The organism is Aestuariivivens marinum (assembly GCF_022662175.1).
Taxonomy (GTDB): domain Bacteria; phylum Bacteroidota; class Bacteroidia; order Flavobacteriales; family Flavobacteriaceae; genus Aestuariivivens; species Aestuariivivens marinum.
In genome coordinates this window covers 344,972-363,443 of record NZ_JAKMCR010000001.1, presented here as the reverse complement: position 1 = coordinate 363,443, position 18,472 = coordinate 344,972, and the positions used below count along the sequence as shown (strand labels likewise).

General features: G+C 33.1%; 14 protein-coding genes. 9 read left to right on the top strand and 5 right to left on the bottom strand.

The window, feature by feature from the left end:
- The first annotated feature begins 7 nt into the window (after positions 1–7).
- From MR053_RS01525 to tsaB, 7 genes are all read left to right on the top strand, one after another.
- On the top strand, positions 8–709 hold the full coding sequence (locus tag MR053_RS01525; protein WP_223551421.1) for an ABC transporter ATP-binding protein: 702 nt from the start codon (positions 8–10) through the stop codon (positions 707–709).
- Positions 702–1,934, top strand: coding sequence for an ABC transporter permease (locus MR053_RS01520; RefSeq protein ID WP_242130736.1), 1,233 nt, complete (start codon positions 702–704; stop codon positions 1,932–1,934). The genes MR053_RS01525 and MR053_RS01520 overlap by 8 nt, the downstream gene beginning before the upstream one ends.
- Positions 1,927–3,168 (top strand): ABC transporter permease, encoded by a 1,242-nt coding sequence (locus MR053_RS01515; RefSeq protein WP_223551419.1) that lies wholly within the window; start codon positions 1,927–1,929, stop codon positions 3,166–3,168. Before MR053_RS01520 ends, MR053_RS01515 begins: the two co-directional genes overlap by 8 nt.
- An 11-nt stretch (positions 3,169–3,179) precedes the next feature.
- Positions 3,180–4,283: an efflux RND transporter periplasmic adaptor subunit gene (locus MR053_RS01510; protein ID WP_242130735.1), complete on the top strand. Its 1,104-nt coding sequence runs from the start codon at positions 3,180–3,182 to the stop codon at positions 4,281–4,283.
- A complete protein-coding gene (locus MR053_RS01505) occupies positions 4,234–5,634 on the top strand; it encodes a TolC family protein (RefSeq protein WP_242130734.1) in 1,401 nt (466 codons plus the stop codon). The genes MR053_RS01510 and MR053_RS01505 overlap by 50 nt, the downstream gene beginning before the upstream one ends.
- 267 nt (positions 5,635–5,901) lie before the next feature.
- Complete coding sequence (locus tag MR053_RS01500; protein ID WP_242130733.1) at positions 5,902–7,182, top strand: DUF5690 family protein; 1,281 nt, start codon at positions 5,902–5,904, stop codon at positions 7,180–7,182.
- A 103-nt stretch (positions 7,183–7,285) separates the two neighbouring features.
- Positions 7,286–7,960 (top strand): tRNA (adenosine(37)-N6)-threonylcarbamoyltransferase complex dimerization subunit type 1 TsaB, encoded by a 675-nt coding sequence (tsaB, locus tag MR053_RS01495; protein WP_242130732.1) that lies wholly within the window; start codon positions 7,286–7,288, stop codon positions 7,958–7,960.
- 33 nt (positions 7,961–7,993) lie between these two features.
- Here the strand turns inward: tsaB and MR053_RS01490 are convergent, their stop codons facing one another.
- From MR053_RS01490 to MR053_RS01475, 4 genes are all read right to left on the bottom strand, one after another.
- Complete coding sequence (locus MR053_RS01490) at positions 7,994–8,815, bottom strand: mechanosensitive ion channel family protein (RefSeq protein ID WP_242130731.1); 822 nt, start codon at positions 8,813–8,815, stop codon at positions 7,994–7,996.
- A gap of 19 nt (positions 8,816–8,834) precedes the next feature.
- Positions 8,835–9,188, bottom strand: a complete 354-nt coding sequence (locus MR053_RS01485; RefSeq protein ID WP_242130730.1) for a DUF1304 domain-containing protein — start codon at positions 9,186–9,188, stop codon at positions 8,835–8,837.
- The gene (locus MR053_RS01480) at positions 9,185–11,296 is read right to left on the bottom strand and encodes a thioredoxin domain-containing protein (RefSeq protein ID WP_242130729.1); all 2,112 of its coding nucleotides are present in this window, start codon (positions 11,294–11,296) and stop codon (positions 9,185–9,187) included. Before MR053_RS01480 ends, MR053_RS01485 begins: the two co-directional genes overlap by 4 nt.
- Positions 11,297–11,378: 82 nt before the next feature.
- Positions 11,379–12,284: a NifU family protein gene (locus MR053_RS01475; protein ID WP_242130728.1), complete on the bottom strand. Its 906-nt coding sequence runs from the start codon at positions 12,282–12,284 to the stop codon at positions 11,379–11,381.
- A 190-nt stretch (positions 12,285–12,474) separates the two neighbouring features.
- On the opposite strand from MR053_RS01475, the gene MR053_RS13985 reads away from it, so the two are divergent.
- Both MR053_RS13985 and MR053_RS01460 read left to right on the top strand, forming a co-directional pair.
- Complete coding sequence (locus MR053_RS13985; RefSeq protein ID WP_317221701.1) at positions 12,475–16,434, top strand: T9SS type B sorting domain-containing protein; 3,960 nt, start codon at positions 12,475–12,477, stop codon at positions 16,432–16,434.
- An 83-nt stretch (positions 16,435–16,517) separates the two neighbouring features.
- Positions 16,518–17,519, top strand: coding sequence for a PorP/SprF family type IX secretion system membrane protein (locus tag MR053_RS01460; RefSeq protein ID WP_242130727.1), 1,002 nt, complete (start codon positions 16,518–16,520; stop codon positions 17,517–17,519).
- A gap of 148 nt (positions 17,520–17,667) precedes the next feature.
- Here MR053_RS01460 and MR053_RS01455 read toward each other — a convergent pair whose 3' ends face one another.
- Positions 17,668–18,384, bottom strand: coding sequence for an SIMPL domain-containing protein (locus MR053_RS01455; RefSeq protein WP_242130726.1), 717 nt, complete (start codon positions 18,382–18,384; stop codon positions 17,668–17,670).
- Positions 18,385–18,472 lie beyond the last annotated feature (88 nt).

Below are 18,472 nucleotides of genomic sequence, written 5' to 3'. Positions count from 1 at the left end.
TGATACAATGTTAGAAATAAAAGAACTTCACAAGTCCTATCCTATAGGAGACTCTAGTTTACATGTATTAAAAGGTATTAATCTTTCAGTTAAGCAAGGTGAAATGGTAGCTATCATGGGGTCATCCGGTTCAGGGAAATCTACATTGCTTAATATTATAGGGATGTTAGATCAGGCTGATTCTGGAGAATACATCCTTGATGGGCTACTAATTAAAAATCTTACAGAGAAAAAGGCGGCACTTTATAGAAATAAATTTTTAGGATTCATTTTCCAATCGTTTAACCTTATTAATTATAAAAATGCGTTAGAGAATGTGGCTTTACCATTGTATTATCAAGGTATGAAGCGTAAGGATCGTCAGGAATTAGCCATGTTTCATTTAGAAAAGGTTGGGTTAGTAGATTGGGCTCACCATTTACCAAAAGAACTTTCCGGTGGTCAAAATCAGCGTGTTGCTATAGCTAGAGCTTTGGCGGCAAACCCTAAATTGTTATTGGCAGATGAACCTACAGGAGCCTTAGACATGAATACGTCATACGAAATTATGGAGTTTATACAACAATTAAATGATGAAGGAAAGACCATTTTGATGGTTACACATGAAGATGACATTGCTCATATGTGCAAACGTATTGTGCGTTTACGTGATGGGGTTATTATGGAAGACTCTAAAATAGACCAAGTAAGAGCAAAAAAAAATGTTTGATTTAGATATTTGGCGAGAAATATTTCAGAGTATTAATAAAAATAAAACTAGAGCAATTCTCACGGGATTTACTGTAGTTTTTGCTATAATGCTTTTTACTATTCTTTTTGGTATTGCTAACGGTTTGGAAAATACGTTTAAAAAACTATTTCTTAGAACGGCTGATAACGCAATAACTTTATATACGGGAACAACTTCTAAACCCTATAGAGGCCTTCAAATTGGTAGACGAATATTTCTTAATAATGAGGATTTGGATTTTATAAAGTCAGAGTTTGGTAGTCAAATTGAATATATTTCTGGTACGCTTACTAGAAATTATAATTTAAGGAATGCTAAGAAAAAAGGGGATTTTACTGTTATGGGAGTTGGTCCAGACTATCAATATAGTGAAAAGGCTGAAATTATAGATGGAAGGTTTATTAATTTAAAAGATTACAACAATAAAGATAAAATCTTGGTCATTGGTAGGTTGGTCGAAGATGATTTATTTGAAAGGGAATCTGCAGTTTCAAAATACATAGATTTAGAGGGGGTACAGTACAAAGTTGTAGGAGTTTTTTCCGATAATGGAGGGGATAGTCAAGAGCGTATGGTTTATGCTCCAACTACAACCATACAAAAGCTTTATACAGGCAATAAAAAACTGGATAGAATAGTAATAACCTATAATCCAAAGTTAACTGTAGATCAAGCTCTTGTGCTAGTAGACAAGATAACACTTAAATTAAAAAATAAATATAACATAGCCCCAAACGATCAGAGAGCTTTAAGGACAGGGAATAGAATACTCACTGAAAAAAAAAGGCTTGATAATATTTCATCTAGTTTAGGAATTCTAATTCCAATAATTGGTTTTGGGACTTTAATAGCAGGTATTTTGGGGATTAGTAATATCATGATTTTTATAGTAAAAGAACGTACAAAGGAAATAGGAATTCGGAAAGCTCTGGGAGCTTCTCCTAAATCCATTGTGTTAATAATATTATTAGAGTCTATTGTAATAACAACATTTACAGGGTATATAGGATTGCTTATAGGTGTAGGTGCTTTGCAAGCTATAGGGTCAAGTTTAGAACGCTATTTTATAACAGATCCGGGTGTGAACTTATCAATTGTATTCTCGGCTACTATAGTCTTAATTTTTGCTGGGACCATAGCTGGTTTTTTACCCGCAAAAAAAGCCTCAAAAATAAAGCCAATTATAGCTTTAAGAAATGGTTAAATTTTTATTAGAAAAAGATACTTGGCAAGAAGTTATTGACAGTCTTAGTAAAAATAAACTAAGGTCTATTTTAACTATGGTTGGTGTTTGGTGGGGTATATTATTGTTAATAGCCTTATTAGGGTCTGCAAAAGGAATAGAAAACAATTTTAATGCAAGGTTTAAAAATTATGCAACAAACAGTCTATTCATTTTTAGTGGAAGAACATCAATACCTTTCAAGGGGTATCAAGAAGGTAGGCGTATTAAATTAAATCTTAACGATGTAGAAAGAATTAAGGAGAATATTAGTGGAGTAGAGTATGTTGTACCTAGTATCCAAGTACAAATGACCTTAAGCAGAAATACATTGACGTCTAATTTTACGGGTAGAGGTGAATTTCCTTTATTGGATATTTTAGCAAAGAAGGATTTGGTATGGGGTAGAAATATCAATCAACAAGATGTTGATGAACAAAAAAAGGTAATTGTTATATCAGATGATTTTTATAAGCAGTTATTTGAGAAAGGCGAAAACCCCATAGGGAAAATGGTAAAATCTGAAAAAGTAAGCTTTAAGGTAATAGGTGTTTTTGAAGCGGTAAATTTTGGTGGGCCACAAATAGATTTTGATATACCCTTTACAACTGCTCAGCAATTGTATAACCGTGGTAATGATGTTGATTTAATGATGATAACCGGTAATCCAAGTTTTGAAATAAATCAAATAGATGCCGATATTAAGTTGTTATTGAAAAACATACACGGTATTCATCCAGATGATAATAGAGCATTAAATGGATTTAACCTTGGTGATAGATTTGAACAACTAACGGGTTTTTTAATAGGCATGCAGTTCTTAACATGGTTTGTAGGCATCGCCACTTTAATTGCGGGTGTTTTTGCTATTGGTGGTATTTTACTCATATCGGTTAAAGAACGGACTAAGGAAATTGGAGTTAGGAGGGCTTTAGGGGCAACACCATACCTTATTAAGAGACAAATTATTGTGGAGTCTGTGTCAATTTCATTAATTTCCGGAGTTTTAGGGATTATAAGCGGTGGTTTGATTTTAATGTTGGTAAACAAACTTGCAGCACAAGGCGAAGACGCTTTTATGCGAAATCCATCTGTATCGAATGGTATGGTGCTACTTGCATTAATAATTATTACAGTATTAGGCACTTTAATTGGGTTGATTCCTGCTACTAAAGCTACTAATGTTAAGCCTATAGATGCGTTGAGAGAAGAATAAATTATTATACTATGAATAAAAAATTAAAGATTGTTTTTGTCGTTTTAATGGCTCTACTGTTTTTTTGGGTGCTTCTATATTTTTACAAAGCTAATGCTAGAGCTCCTGAAATGTTTAAAACAGATCAACCATTTTACACATCAATTAGTACTAAAATAGTAGCAACAGGAAGTTTAAACCCAGAAAAAGAAATAGAGTTAAAACCACAAATTTCTGGAATTGTTGACGCTATCTTTGTTGAGGAAGGAGATTTGGTAGCTAAGGGCGATTTAATTGCTAAAATTAGGATTGTTCCAAATGAGCAATCTTTAAACAGTGCAAATAGCCGATTCAATTCTGCTAGACTATCATTTGATAACGCTAATACAATTTATAAAAGAAACAAAGTACTTTATAACAAAGGGGTTATTTCGAAGCAAGATTTTGAAAATAGTGAACTTTCTTTTGAACAAGCAAGAGAATCACTTATCCAAGCTCAAAACGATTATCAAATTATAAAAAAAGGTTCTATATCTGGAGGTAATTCAGCTAATACTAGTATAGTAGCTCAAATAACAGGAACAGTATTGGAAATCCCAGTTCGTGTTGGAGATCAAGTTATTCAAAGCAATAATTTTAATGAAGGTACTACTATAGCAACTGTTGCAAATATGAGTAATATGATTTTTGAAGGGACTGTTGATGAGTCAGAGGTTGGTAAATTAAAAGAAGGAGAACCTATGAAGATTGTTATAGGAGCTTTAGATGAAAAAGCATTCCCGGGACAACTAATATTTATTGCTCCAAAAGGCATTTCAGATGCTGCCGGAGCTGTTCAGTTTACTATTAAAGCAGATGTTGAGGTAGATGTAAAAGCTAATATTAGAGCCGGTTATAGTGCGAATGCAGAAATTGATATAGAAAGTAAAGACAGTGTTTTTAGCATAAAGGAATCACTTGTTCAGTTTGACAGAATTACTGAAATGCCTTTTGTTGAGATTAAACAGGCTGATGCTACTTTCAAAAGACAAAATGTAGAGTTGGGGTTGTCCGATGGTATTAATGTTGAGATTAAAGATGGACTGAATGATGGTGATGAAATTAAAATTTGGAATCAAGTCACAAGTGGTAATTAGGAAATATATGGACCTAAAAAATAAAATTAAATATGTAATTCTTAATATTCTATACTGTGTATTTTTTATTACTGCGGTTGGTTTTTCTCAAGATAAAGCATGGACATTACAAGAGTGTATCGATTATGCTTTAGAACATAACATTACCGTAAAACAGGGCAAAAACAACTTGTTGTTAAATAATCAAGACATAAAAGCAGCGCAAGGTAATTTTTTACCATCGTTAGGGATTGGTTTAAGCCAATCCTTAAGTCTTGGACAATCCGAATTATTTCCAGGTAACTTTGTCGATAGAACATTTCATTCAACTAGTGCAGGTCTAAGTATTTCCCAAAGTGTTTTCAACGGTTTTAGAAATACATATATATATAAACAAGCAGAGTTGAATTTGGAAACCAATCAATTAGAGCTTGATAGAATAAAAGATGATATTGCCTTAAATGTTGTAAATGCCTACTTGAATGTATTGTTTAATAAAGAAAATTTAGAAATCGCCCAGGCACAATACGAGTTTAGTGACAAGCAACTAGAACAGGTCAAGGCATTGGTTGATGCGGGGGTACAACCTAAAGCTAACATCTATGATGCTGAAGCAACGTTAAGTAGAGATGCCCAGCAAGTTACCATATCTGAAAACAATTTTAATTTGGCTTTATTGAACTTATCGCAATTATTGCAATTACCCTATGAAGGTTTTAGTGTAGAGGTAGTAGATGTTGGAACCCCTTCTGAAAGTTTGTTATATAGCAATGTGTCTCCCATATTGGATTATGCTTTAGCAAATAGGGTTGAAATTAAAGTTGCAGAAAAGAATATTGAAAATGCCCTATTAAATACCGAAATTTCAAAAGCGGGGTACTACCCAACTGTAAGTTTGGGCTATGGGTTTAATACGGGTGCAAATTTTTCTAATTTAACAAATTCCAATTCTTTTTTTCAACAGCTTAATGAAAATAAAGGGCATAGCTTTAATTTAAGGGTAAATATTCCTATTTTTTCAAGATACCAAAACCAAACGGCAGTAGCAAAATCTAAAATTCAGGTAGAAAATAGTAAACTTAATTTAGAGCAAGCAAAAATTAATCTTGAATCGAATGTTCAGCGAGCCTATACTGATGCCCAAGCTGCTTTTAAGGCCTATGAAGCTGCTAAAAAGACTTTAGCGTCACAAGAGTTGGCGTTTAATAATGCTAAAGAGCGTTTCGATTTGGGTAATATGTCAGCATACGACTTAGAACAATCACGGGTACAATATATAAATGCCCAATCGTCATTAATAAATGCGAAATATGATTTTGTTTTTAAAACAAAAGTTTTGGATTTTTATATGGATAAATTTTTAACTCATTAATCCGTCTTTTTAAGAGTATTAAAATTTTCTTTTTTCCTTTACAATCTTTGATAAGTATTGAGTGGTGCTTTATTTTTTTGTTCTATATGAAAAACTTCTGGTCTTAAATAAGCATACTAAAGCACATTTATCAAATCATATAATGATTTGTAGGGCCTAGGTTATTAAAATGTCATTAATTTTAATTTAATTGTTTTTTCGGTTAGGTTACCGTTATATTTGAGATTTTTAAAATTTATGAAATTATATAAAAAGATATATTAAATTATGAAGATTAATGATAAACTAAAGTTCTTATTACATGCATCTATAGCCTCTTTTGGTGCGTACTTCTGTATGTATGCATTTAGAAAACCTTTTACAGTAGCCACCTATGAGGGTTTGGAAGTTTTCAATATAGATTATAAGATACTAATAATTATCTTCCAAGTAATAGGTTATACGATTTCAAAGTTTTTGGGGATTAAGATTATAGCCGAAATGAAATCAGCCAAGCGTTTAATGTTGTTGATTGGTTTTATTCTTTTTGCTGAACTGGCTCTTTTAGGATTTGCTTTAGTACCTCCGCCATATAATGTGGTATTTATGTTTTTAAATGGAATGCCGTTGGGCATGATTTGGGGTATTGTATTTTCTTATTTAGAAGGTAGAAAGGCCACAGAGGTACTTGGGGTTATTTTATGTTCCAGTTTTATAGTATCCTCAGGGGTAGTAAAATCTATAGGTAAATTTACTATGGATATGTTTGGGGTAAGTGAATTTTGGATGCCTTTTGTTACCGGTCTGTTTTTTATAATCCCCTTAGTATTTTTTGGATACCTTTTAGAGCGTTTGCCGGAGCCTAGTGAAGCAGATAAAGAAAGTAGGAGTGCAAGAAAGCCATTGAATAGATCGGAACGATTAGCATTGTATAAAACGTTTGCCTTTCCATTAACCCTTATAGTCGTCTTTTATGTTTTTATTACAGCAGCACGGGATTTCAGGGATAATTTTGCACGAGAAATATGGGATGTACTTGGCTATGAGGATAGTGTAGGTATTTACTCTTATTCTGAAATACCTATTGCTGTTTTAGTTTTGGTGATCCTTGGTTTAATAGGGACCGTTTCTAAAAACTATAAAGCGTTTTTGTTATATCATTTAACTTTGTTTTTAGGCGGAGTTTTACTTGTTGTATCAACTTTTTTATTTCATATAAAAGTGATTAACCCTATAGTTTGGATGGTTATTTCTGGGTTTAGCATGTACATTTGCTATATTCCTTTTCAAGGGTTGTTTTTCGATAGAATGATAGCCACCTTTAAAATTAATGGAAATGTGGGTTTTTTAATATATATAGCCGATGCCTTTGGATATTTAGGTAGTGTACTTGTGCTATTGTATAAAAATTTTGGAAAAGGTGATATTTCATATTTGTTGTTTTTTGAAGTTATGGCTTACTTAATTGCTGTTTTGGCGATAACCATAGCTGTTTTATCATACCTGTTCTTTAGGATGAAACATAAAAAATCAAACTTGTCAATAACTAGCCCAGTAATTGGGTCGTAAGGATTGTTGTATCTCCTGATGTAATATAAAATGTTTACATTTGGTTTTGCTTTTAAGACAGAAGTTTTGGATTTTTACATGGGCAAATTTTTAACTCATTAATGTGGCTTATATTTTAAATATAGAAACAGCGACCACCAATTGTTCGGTGTCTCTTTCCAAGAACGGTAAAGTAATTATTTTAAAAGAAGATTACGATAAAAACTATTCGCATGCTGAACGTTTGCACGTTTATATTGAAGACGTTTTAAAGCAAGCAAGGATATCCCAAAATGATTTGAGTGCCATAGCTGTAAGCAAAGGGCCTGGCTCTTACACAGGTTTGCGTATTGGTGTTTCAGCTGCCAAAGGGCTGAGTTATGCTTTGGATATCCCCCTAATTTCCATTTCTACTCTAGAAGCTTTGGCACATCAAGTTAAGGTTAATAATGGAGTAATCGTTTCCATGCTGGATGCCCGAAGAAAAGAAGTATATGCAGCTGTTTTTGATGCAAATTATGATCAAGTTCGTAAAACCCAAGCCAATATTTTAGATGAAACTGCTTTTATCGACTATCTGGAAAGAGGTATAGTTTATTTTATAGGCAATGGTGTGGAAAAAACCAAAACCATTATCAATCACCCTAATGCGGTCTTTGTTGAAAATAAATTACCTTCAGCCAAGGAAATGGGAAATCTGGCATATATTAAATACATGAAAGGAGATCTTGAAGATGTCGCTTATTTTGAGCCTTATTATTTAAAGGATTTTGTAGCATTAACACCTAGTAAAAAATAAAATATTGCTATAAAAAATAAAGGATACAATATTTTACCCTTTTTTCTGTATCTCCACTTGGTGCGGATATGGAATTTCAATACCTGCAGCATCAAGTGCTTCTTTGGTATTTTCAGTAACATCAAAATACACATTCCAATAGTGTTCGGCCTTGCACCAGGGTCTTACAGCAAAGTTTACCGAACTATCGGCAAGTTCTAATACGGTAACTGCGGGAGCAGGGTCTTTTAGCACGTTTGGGTGTGATGTTAGTACATTCATAAGAACCTCTTTACTTTGCTTTATATTGGCATCATAACTCACCCCAAAAACCAAATCTACACGACGTGTACCTTCAGTAGTGTAATTAACAATATTACCATTTGATAAAGCGCCATTAGGGATAATAATTTCTTTATTGGAAAGCCCCGTAAGTTTAGTGGTGAAAATTTCAATTTCCTTAACTACACCAACCTCACCCTGGGCTTCTATTAGATCACCAATTTTAAAGGGTTTAAATATCATTATCAACACACCACCAGCGAAATTTCCTAATGAACCTTGTAAAGCCATACCAATGGCTAAACCAGCTGCTGCTAAAATAGCAGCAAAAGATGTTGTAGGTATGCCTAGCGTCCCTAATAGGGTAATAATGAGTAGTATTTTTAATCCCCAATGGGTTAGGTTTAACAAAAATTTTTGAAGGCTTTCTTCATAATTACTTTTAGACATTACTTTTTTGGAGCCTTTTAATAATTTTTTTATAATCCAGGAACCTACAACCCAAATAATAATAGCGGCTACAACTTTTAGTCCGTAGTCTATGGCTAGTTTAATCCATTCTTCAGTGTCTATGTTGATGTTCTTTAAATCCATGATTTTGTATTTATTATTTTTAAATTAAAGTAATTATAAGGGTAATGATTGCAGGCACTCCCTGAACATAAAATAGTTTTAATTTCTTTGTTGAGTAAGCTCCATAAATACCAGCAATGGTTACGCAAACTAAAAAGAAAATCGCTGTTTTAATATCTTTTTCGATGATGGAAAATAAAAGCCCAGCAGCTAAAAAGCCGTTGTACAATCCTTGATTGGCAGCCAGAATTTTAGTGTTCTTAGCAAAGGCTTCAGACTTTAAGCCAAATGTTTTTATACCTTTCGGTTTGGTCCAAAGAAACATTTCTAAAACCATAAAATAGATATGTTCAAAAGCAACTAAGGCAATCAAAAAAATGGTTATGGTTCTCATTTTTCAATTAAATTAATAGCGTCTATTGTTCTGGTAACAGGTAATTTACAAGCTTTGTTTACACATACATAAATGAAAGTGTCGTCTGGAGTAAACCTATTTTCCAATAAAGGCATGTTACTATCTTTTGTACTTCCTGCAATTAATTTGTTGGGTATATAGGCTTTATTCAGTTCTGTGATTTTTTCCTTAGCTTCTTTGCCAACAATAGCTACTTCATAAAACGGATTGGTGTAATTGAGCATTAAGTCGAACCAATTTGAAAATCCTGAGGGGTATTCGTGCATTTCAAGAGACACATTGTTTAACATGGTTATGGCAGTATTACTGTAATGCTCATTGTCGAAATAGTGAGCTAGCTTAAACAAGTTTTTTGCCATGATAGAGTTGCTTCCTGGAATAACGTTGTCGCGATAATCTATGCTTCTTGAAACTAATGAAGCATCAGTATTTGAAGTAAAAAAGAACATGTTACTTTTGTCGTCAAAGAAATGATCAAAAGCATAATTGGCTAAATCTCTTGAAGTGTTTAGCCATTTTTGCTCCAGAGTGGTTTCATATAGAGCAATAAATGCATCGATTGCAGTTGCATAATCTTCTAGATAACCATTAATGGTACTTTTTCCATCTTTATAATTATGGTTCAACCCGCCATCTTCCCGTAGCATTGTACTCAAAATAAAGTTAGCATTTTTCTTAGCAGAAGCTAGATAACTGGTGTTTCCAAGCACACGATACGCATCAATATACCCTTTTGTCATTAAGGCGTTCCAGGAGGTTAGGGTTTTGTCGTCCAGTCTTGGTTTAGATCTTGTATTGCGTTTTTTAGATAAGATAGTCTTCCAGTTAATTTTCTTTTCTTTTAATGTTTCTAGGTCAAGATTGTACTTTTTGATAATGTTTTCGTCAGAATCTTTTCTTATAAGGACATAATTTTCGTGTTCCCAAAGTCCAAAATTATTAATGTTATAATAGTCTGAAAACAGTTCAAAATCTTCTTTTAAAAGTGCTTTAAGATCTTCTTTTTTCCATACATAAAAAGCGCCTTCTTCCAATTTACCCTCAGGAGTATTACTATCGGCATCCAACGACGAGTAAAAAGCACCTTCATTATTAGTCATTTCTTCTTTTACATAGTCTAAGGTTTCTGTAATGACATCTTTATATAAGTCGTTTTTTGTCAACAGATAGGCATCGGAGAATAAACTAACCAACTGCGCATTATCATATAACATTTTTTCAAAATGAGGCACATGCCATTTGGTGTCTACAGAATATCTTGAAAATCCCCCGCCAACATGATCAAAAACACCACCATAAGCTATTTTGGTAAGTGTAAGGTTTACGAAATCCATAAGATTAGTGTCATTATTTTGATATGCATATCTAAGCAGGAAATGATAATTGTTAGGCATCATAAATTTAGGGGCACGATTAAGGCCTCCAAAATTATGGTCGAACTGTTTGGACCAGTGAGCTACAGCGTCATCTATATATTGTTTTTTAAAAACAGGTTCGGAAACATTCAATTGTACAACATCCAAAGATTTGATACCTTCCTCAAGTTTATCAGCATATTCGTATAACTTCTCCGGTTTTTCTTGGTAAAGCTCAGAAATTTGCTCTAAAGCGTTTATCCATTGTTCTTTCTTAAAATAAGTGCCTCCCCAAACAGGTCTTCCATCTGGTAAAGCGATAGCATTTAAAGGCCAACCACCACTACCTGTCATAAGTTGTACCGCATTCATATAGACCTGATCTACATCTGGACGTTCTTCGCGATCTACTTTTATATTCACAAAATTTTTGTTCATAACTTGTGCAACCAAACTATCCTCAAAGCTTTCATGTTCCATAACATGGCACCAATGGCAAGCAGCATAACCAATGCTAATGAGCAATAACTTGTTTTCAGATTTAGCTTTGTCTAGTGTTTGCTCGTTCCAAGGATGCCAATTTACAGGGTTGTGGGCGTGTTGTAAAAGATACGGACTCGTTTCGTTTATAAGAGCATTGGTGAATTTATGTTCCATAGTATTTTGGTTCTTTCCTTTACAGCTTATTAATGTAATTAATAAAAGCGGAACTAAATAGAATATCTGCTTCATAAGGATTTTTAAGGTCTAAATATAAGATATAAAAAGCGTTCAAGAAATTGAACGCTAATGATTTGTGGTTTAAAAGGGCAATTTAACCATTAATAGCTTCCACAGTGTTCACTTTTCCAGGAAGCATTTGTTGTAACATATTTTCTATGCCATTTTTTAAAGTAAAAGTGGATGAAGGGCAACCGCTACAAGCCCCTTGTAACATAACGCTCACATTTTTGTTTTCAGCATCGTAGCCAATGAATTGAATATTACCGCCATCACTCGCAACAGCTGGTTTTACATATTCTTCAAGAATATTGATGATTTCTTTAGAAGTATCGTCAAGGGCATCAAATTGATGGTCTAATTGTTCTGTAGATTGTTTAAATTCCTCAGTTGCTTCTGGCAATACAATATTCTTTCCGTCTTCAATAAAGCTTTTAATAAACTCTCGGAGTTCAAGGGTGATATCTTGCCATTCTGCCATGTCATATTTAGTAATGGATATATAGTTTTCTTCAATAAAAACACTTTTTACAAAAGGAAAATGAAATAAAGCAGTTGCTAAAGGTGATAATTTAGCTTCATCTATTGAAGTAAATTCATAAAGTGAGGTTGCTATTTTTTTATTTACCACAAACTTCATGACCGAAGGGTTTGGTGTGCTTTCTGCGTATACCGTTACAGGTATTTTTTTTGGTGAACTGGAAGCATCGTCAATTACTAAGCCTCCATCGTTTAGATAGGCTTCAATTTGCTCGGCCACTTCATCTTGTACATCTTCCCATTCTACAATATTATAACGCTCCACAGCAATAAAATTTCCTGAGATATATACTTTTTTTATAAATGGCAAATAAAATAACTGCTTTGCTAAGGGAGATGGTTTGGCTTCATCTATGTTATTAAATTCAAAGCTTTGATGTTTGGTTATGAATTGATTTACTTCAAATTTTATAATATTGTCGTTGCTTGTTTTTTGTATGGAAACCTTGAAAGTATTCATTTTGGCTATTTTTTTTCAAAAATACTAAAAGAAACTTAGAGCGATGCTTAAAGTTTTGCACTTTACTACAAAATTAATGAGGATTTTATTAGGGTATTATTTTTTTTTACGTATAAAACTTAAAAGAGATTGTTTATTAGTAAACTTTTATACTAATGTTATAAAATAAAAGTTTTGTCTTTTGAATAGAATGAAAAAGAACATATATATATTGTTGGTAATTGGATTGTTTTATTTTAAAACTTATGCGCAAATTATTAGTGTAAATGACCAAGCAGATATAGAATCAGGATTTTCTTTGAGCGAACTTGTGGAACAAGTTCTAATGCCTAGTGATTGTTTTACTGTTGATACTTTTTCTTCTCAAGTAAAAGGGACACCATCTCAACTTACTACAAAGAGTTATGGGTATTTTAAAAAGCCTTTGTCAAGTGATTTTCCTTTCGAAAATGGTATTATTATTACGAACGGAAGAGCTCACGAAGCAGGGAATGTTTTTAATAATGCTCCTGGGGCATACCCTTCTAATGATAATGGCCTTCCGGGTGATGCAGATTTAGAAAATGCATTGAGGCAAGGAAGTACTTTTGATGCAACTTATGTTAAGTTTAATTTTACACCATTAATTAATACCGTAAGCTTCCGGTTTTTAATGGCTTCCGAAGAGTACGATGGTTCTACAGAGTGCGTATATGCAGATAGTTTTGCTTTTTTGTTAAGGGAAGTGGGTACAACCCAATACAGGAATTTGGCTGTATTGCCTAGTGGTCAAGCGGTTAGTGTTACTAATATTAATGGTTCCAGGGAATGTAGAGCTAATCCTGATTTGTTTGAAGGATATAATTTACCTGACACGAATTATGGCGGTAGAACAAAGGTATTAACTGCTAAAGCTAATGTGGAGCCTGATAAAACTTACGAAATTAAAATTGTAGTTGCAGATCAAGGAGATGCTATTTGGGATTCGGCCATTTTTTTAGAAGCAGGAAGTTTTAATATTGGAGGGAATTTAGGCCCAGATCGAACCGTTAGAAGCGGAAATCCCGTTTGTAGTGGAACCCCTTTTAGTTTGGATGTAACATTAAACATCCCCGGAACAACATATAAGTGGTTTAAAAATGGTGTTGAAATTTTAGGAGAAACAAATTCTATATACAATGTTACAGAAGATGGAATTTATGGAGTAGAAATAGATATTGCAAGAAAAAACTGTGTTATATCAGATGATATTAGAATTGAGTTTGCTCAAAGCCCAATAGTATTTGAGCCTCCAAAAAATATGGTATTATGTAATACCGATGAGGATTTGATAGGCGTTTTTGATTTCAATGAGAATAAGAACTTAGTGTTAGGCCCTCAGCGGGAAGCAGACTTTATAATGAGTTTTCACCTAAGTGAAGAGGATGCTAGAAGTAATGACAATCCTATTACATCACCAGAAGCATATACCAATACACAAGAAAAAGAAACTATTTGGATTAGGATCGCAGAAAGAACACAAACATGTTTTGAAGTAGTGAGTTTCAATATTTCAGTAATTAAAGAAACCATTGCCAATTCACCTTTGGATTACGACCTTTGTGATGATGTGGAAAGTGGTTCTAGTAGTGATGGATTGGCCATTTTCGATTTATCTACAAAAGTAGATGAAATATTAGGAGATCAACCTTCATTAGATTATGAGGTAAGGTTTTACCATTCAGAGGAAGATGCTAGTATTGGATTGGTGAATACCCAGATTGGATCATCAATACAAAATACGGCCAATCCCCAAACTGTATATGCGAGGGTAGAAAATAAAGTTAATCCAACTTGTTTTGGTGTCACAGCATTTAATTTAGTGGTCAATTCCCTTCCAATAATTAATTCTAATGTCTCTTTAATACAATGTGATGATGACAACGATGGATTTACTATTTTTAATTTAACCGAAGCAAACGCTTTAGTTTCTTCTAATTCATTAAATGAAACGTTTACCTATTATGAAAGTGAAGCTGGAGCAAAGGATGCGTTAGCTATTGAACAAATCACCAATGTTTTAGATTATTCTAATAAAAGTATATTAAATGATAAGGTTTACGTAAGAGTGGAAAACTCAAACGGATGTTATCAAATTGCAACAGTAGATTTATTGGTAAGTGCAACTCAAATACCTAAAGCGTTTAATTTAACATTTCAAGCTTGTGATGATAAAACTCTTGATGACGATAGCGCCAATGGTATAACTACTTTTGATTTTAGTGAAGCACAGGACAAGATAAAAAGTTTATTTCCAAATAACGGACAAGAGCTTACCATATCCTATTATACAAGTGAGATAGATGCATTATCTGAAATCAATGCTATTGCAGACATTGGTAATCATAGAAATGAAACTTCGCCCATAGTTCAACAAATATATGTAAGAGTAGACAGCAATATAACTAATTCGTGCCTTGGCTTGGGAAGTCATATCACTTTAATTGTAAAACCAATACCATTACAAAAAGAAATAAGTGACTATGTTTTATGTGGAAATGACGATTTCAGTAATTTTAATTTAACCACAAAAAATACAGAAATAATTGGGTCTCAAACGACACCTATTTTAATTAGCTACCATGTTACCAAACAGGATGCTTTGGATAACATTCCAATTACAGATGATTCTAATTATTTAAATACTAGTAACCCTCAAACTATATATGTTCGTGCTCAATTTGATGAAAACGGTAATGGAGTCAGTGATATTAATGAGTGCTTTAACATTGATATGAGTTTTAATCTAATAGTAAACAAAAACCCTATCATATTCGAACCAGAATCTATTAAAAAATGTAGTGATGATGTTACAACCGAATATGATTTGACAATTAGGGAAGAACAGATTACGGGTGGGGATGGTTCAATTGAATTAACATATTTTGAAACGCTCCTTGACATAGAAAATAATAATCCTATAACTAACCCTAAAAACTATCTAAATACAGTTTTAGATAAAGATATAATAGTATTGGCAACGGGATCAAATAGGTGCTCTTCAACTGTAAATTTGTCGTTAAAAACAATTCTTTATGGTAATTTAAATAGTTCGCCACTACCTATTGAAGCTTGTGAAATCAATAAGGCTGATACCGCTCTATTCGATCTAACTATAAGGGAAGACGAAATTTTAAATGGTTTGAATGCTTCCGACTATATTTTCACCTATTATATAAATGAATTAGATGCTTTAGCAAGGAATAATAGCATAATAGAAGACCCGAATAATTTTGAAAATAATATACCTACTCTCCAGACTATTTATGCCAATGTAAAATTTGCCTCAAATGAATGTTTTATAGTAGTTCCAATTAAGTTAGTAGTTAATCATTTACCAAAAATTAGAATAGAAGAAGAGTATGTTATTTGTCTGAATAATAATAATGAAGTTTTAGACCCTGTAAATACACCTTTTTTAAGTATTCCTCCAATAGACACCCAATTGGATATTACAGAGTATACGTTTCAATGGTTCAATGCTACAGTATCCGAAGCCATGTCAGACCCTATAGGAACTGTAATTAGTGGAGCGACGAGTTCTTACTATACACCTACTAAACCTGGGCATTATACAGTGTTGGTAACCAATAGAACTACAGGCTGTGATAATATGGTTGGTACTGAAGTTGTGGGTTCGTATCCGCCTGAGACTATTTCAATAGAATTATTAACACAAACGTTTTCAAAGAATAATTCAATAGAAGTTATGGTCGTAGGTTTAGGAGAGTATGAGTTTAGATTAAATGATGGTTTATGGCAATCTTCAAATGTATTTGAACGAATAGCGGGAGGTGAACACACTATATATGTTCGTGATTTGTTAAATTGCAATGAAATTTCTGAAATTAAGATTGTTATTGATTATCCTAAATTTTTTACCCCCAATGGAGATGGATTTAATGACACATGGAATATTAAAGGAATTGCAGACTATCCAAACTCAGAAATTTATATATTTGACCGCTATGGAAAATTATTAAAACAATTAAACCCTAACGGGATTGGATGGGATGGTACTTTTAATGGAGATAAACAACCAAGTGATGATTATTGGTTTACTGTCAAGTACTATGAACCATTAGATAACATTCAAAAAGTGTTTAGGGCCCATTTTACATTAAAAAGATAAATTCAGAAAATGAAATTAGTATTCTTCTCTTTTATAGAATAGTTTTTTATGCTGATAATATCTGAGATAATAAAAACACATTCATGAAAATAATAAAAATAATTTTTATACTGATAGTAGTTTTTTTTACAAAAATTGCTTTGTCTCAAGAAGGCTTGCCTGTATATACCGATTATTTGACCGATAACTATTACCTCATCCATCCTTCTATGGCCGGAGTGGCCAACTGTTCCAAAGTAAGGCTCACTGCTAGGCAACAATGGTTTGGTCATGAGGATGCACCCAAACTGTTGACGTTAAGCTTGAATGGTAGAGTAGGTGATTCTCCATCGGCTTTTGGAGGGATTCTGTATACCGATAAAAATGGTTACCATTCACAAACTGGGGCCTATGCAACTTATGCCCATCATATTATGTTTTCTAGGAATGAGATAGACTTAAATATGTTGTCTTTTGGTTTGAGTGTTGGTTTTATACAATATAAATTGGATGAAACCACATTTCCTTTTGATGGGCCAGACCCAATTATTTCTGGAACCGTAGAAAGTGAGACCAACTTGAATATCGATTTTGGATTTTCGTATCATTTTTTAGATTTTTACGCCCATGCTACGGTTAAGAATATACTAAAGAATTCAGGTGTCAATAGGGATATTGAGATTACCAGTAATTTAAGACGTTATTTGTTATCGGTTGGTGGCGTTTTGGGTAAACTGGACAGTGAATGGAGCTACGAGCCATCTATTATGTTCCAGTATAGGGATGCTACCCAAGAAGCCTCCATAGATATCAATGGCAAGGTATACAAGCAAATGGAGTTTGGGAAGATTTGGGGTGGTCTTTCCTATAGGAATAGTTTTGATGGGGCAGAATACTTAGATGGAGGAAGTGTTAACAGTCAACGGTTACAACAAATAACCCCCATTTTGGGAGCAAATGTCAATCAATTTATGTTCGCTTATAACTACACATACCAGAGTAATTCATTAGTGTTTACCAATGGCGGTTTTCATCAAATTACCTTGGGTTATAATTTTAACTGTAAAAGGGAACGCTATGATTGTAATTGTCCAGCGGTAAATTAGGCTAATCTCTCTTGTATTTGATAGATTTCCTTTCTTTAAAATTAATCTACTGTTTTTATTAAAAACTATTCCCTAGTCCAAATTACTTAAAGTTGGATTTAACTCTCGTAGAATTAAATGAAGAAGAGGAAGTTTTTTTAAGACCTTATTAGTTAATAATAAACCTAGCTAGTACTGAGGCGTTAACTGCAATGTTCTTAAAGTTTAGATTTTGAATTTTTTCTTCAAATGCTCTTGAACCATAAAGACTACTTGCGCCCCGTATTACTATACCATTTGCGTAACCATTTAAAGTGCTTAAATTGGCTGAGTTTTGCTCTTGGATGAAAATGGCTTTTCCAATAGTTTGGTTAATAGCACTGGCATAATCGTTAGCTTTTTCTTTTGCAACTTTTAAGGCTTTAAGTTTAATTTCCTTTGTTATACTTTCAATATCTGTATGACTAACTTTTGTAATCGATAGGTTTGAAATGTTTAGGTTGTCCAATGCTAAATAAACCTTTCCCAAAGTCTTGCCATCATGAACAATTAACTCATAGCGTTTGGTTTTTGTAACCTCATTTTCGCCCAGAAATTTTCTTTTGAAATACCCATCAAAGGCTAAGATGGAAAAGTCTTTTTCTAAATCAATCTCTAATGATTTCAATACGGCAATCATTCTATTTTCCTGTTCTTCAACACTTAATCGTCCTTTTGAGTTGTTTTCACTTAAAACGATGTTAAGATAAATTTCATTGGGTGTAATTTCGGTTTCAATAGTTCCTGTAACTTCAATATAGGGAAGGTCTATAAAGTTTTTTGTGCCATTTTGTGCATGAGTGCAAGTAGTTACAAAGATTGCCAACAAGAGTGATTTAATTTTCATAGGATTAATGTTTATCGATTAAAGGATTAAATCTAAAATCAAACTTTTCAATAAAAAATTTACAATGAGCGAATGGCATACTTCATTA